The 1,772-nt window shown below is 42.4% G+C and carries 1 protein-coding gene and 2 pseudogenes; 1 reads left to right on the forward strand and 2 read right to left on the reverse strand.

Translation table 11 applies throughout. The annotated features are described in order from the left end of the window. Positions 1–117: pseudogene (locus tag G7Y51_RS13850) on the forward strand (IS5/IS1182 family transposase); the annotation flags it as partial. Positions 118–123: 6 nt separating this feature from the next. Here G7Y51_RS13850 and G7Y51_RS13410 read toward each other — a convergent pair. Then, a complete protein-coding gene (locus G7Y51_RS13410) occupies positions 124–735 on the reverse strand; it encodes a hypothetical protein (RefSeq protein WP_165178251.1) in 612 nt (203 codons plus the stop codon). Between the two features lie 496 nt (positions 736–1,231). Beyond that, positions 1,232–1,537 (reverse strand): annotated as a pseudogene (locus G7Y51_RS13415) (transposase); the annotation flags it as partial. Between the last annotated feature and the right edge of the window lie 235 nt (positions 1,538–1,772).

The raw sequence follows: 1,772 nt of genomic DNA on the forward strand, positions 1-1,772 counted from the left end.
CTATTTCGACGCTTGAAGGGCTACAGGCGCATAGCAACCCGCTATGATAAGCTTGACGCCTTGTTTCTTGGCTTCATTCTGTTTGCCCTCATCGTTGAAGGACTTAAAAAGTGTTAACAGACCCTAGGCTCTTGTTATAGCAAGCAATACATATTTAAAGTCAGTCTCACTTTGTTTATCGATAAAAATATGTCCGTAATCATGCCATACTATCTTATACCTTCCTCTTATCTTTATTGGAGGATAATTTTTTTCTAAGTTAAGATTATTCTTGTGGCTATGCCATGTCTTTGTGCCTTCTATAAAACATCCATCATTTAATTTAAACTCTCGTGCGTCAGCACTGGGATTATTTCTTTGCTTCTCTACCCAAAATCTTTGATCATTGCTGAGAAAAATGCAGAATCCATTCTCTATATCTGAATTTTTATCCAATATGCATTCAATACGAGAAATATCTTTAAAAAAAGCATAGACAGAATTTTCAATCTTGGTATGTTTCTGGTATAGTTTATATTTTACTTCAAGAACAGAAGAGATATTACTACATCTTATAAGAAAATCCAAGCGAACTTTTTTATTGTCTATACATGTTTCACGCTCGCGTTCCACGTTGTATCCTATAGACACAAGATAACGTTCAATTTCTCTCTGAAAATCATGTTCCCATTTGAACGAGATATTATTATCAGCAAAATATTTTAGCATCTCATGTAAAAATTTTTGAGAGGCCATATCTCATCCTTTATAAAATTTCCTAACTTTTCATAATTAACTGATCACAATTTAGAGCGGTTTGCTGTTGAAAACGGCAACCGCTCTGGCGGCCGCGGGAGCGGACGCCCGCGCCGGCGGTAGCCGTTAGCAAGCTTTGCTTGCTTACGGATAGCGACAGCGGTTGCGTTGGCTGGCTGTCGCAGTAACCAGTTGCTGTCTTCATCCGTAGCTTCCTTCGTCGCAACGGCTGAAGCAATGAGCCTGAAAACCACGCTTTTCAGGCGCTTGTCCCGCTTGCGGGGAAATGATGGCAGCGCCGCTTTTGAAATTGAATAATTTCAAAAGCAAAATGCTCTAATATGAAAAAACGACGAGTTGAACTATAGTTTTTATTATGGAATACGAAAAAACCCCGGAATAACTCCGGGGCGGAATAATGCCTGCATAAGTTTCAATGGTTCCTGTTTACACGTTTCGAGCATGGCTTTTTGTTCCCCATACCTAAGGTGTGTCGTCATTTGATTTTAGCCCAGATAGCTATACAGCGAATATGAACTGCAGCAAGGAAGGAGGCGGTATTTTTTGCATATCTGGTAGCCACACCTCGCCACTGCTTCAAAACCTGAAATGCATTTTCAACAAGGTGTCTCAATTTATACAAGTAGTTGTCATAATCACATTGTTTTTCCCGATTTTTGCGTGGCGGGATGACCGCTGTCGATCCATTTGCTTCCACCTTTTCCACGAAAGCATCACTGTCATAACCTTTATCCGCAAGCAGGTATTCAGCGTCAATCCCCTCTATGAGACTGCAAGCCTTCGTATATGGCCCAGCCCAGGAGTCAAGAAAAACCTGAAAGAAGTCGTTCGGATGCAGACGTATATACGTCAGGTTGCACATGTGCGGAGCCAGCGCCCTGAAGGGGTGTCGCGCTTCCGGTCCTCAACGTATTGATGGCATCATGTGCCTGCGTAGGCTACAGGTTTTCCGGAAGCTGGTCCGACCGATTTCTCCGTGGTTTTCTGGCATCCAGGGCAAGAAACAAGGCCGGGCT

It is taken from the genome of Desulfovibrio sp. ZJ369 (assembly GCF_011039085.1).
Lineage (GTDB): Bacteria > Desulfobacterota > Desulfovibrionia > Desulfovibrionales > Desulfovibrionaceae > Desulfovibrio.

Excerpts from the sequence above, each read along its gene's own strand:
- G7Y51_RS13410 (WP_165178251.1), bottom strand. The coding sequence starts at position 735 with ATGGCCTCTCAAAAATTTTTACATGAGATGCTAAAATATTTTGCTGAT.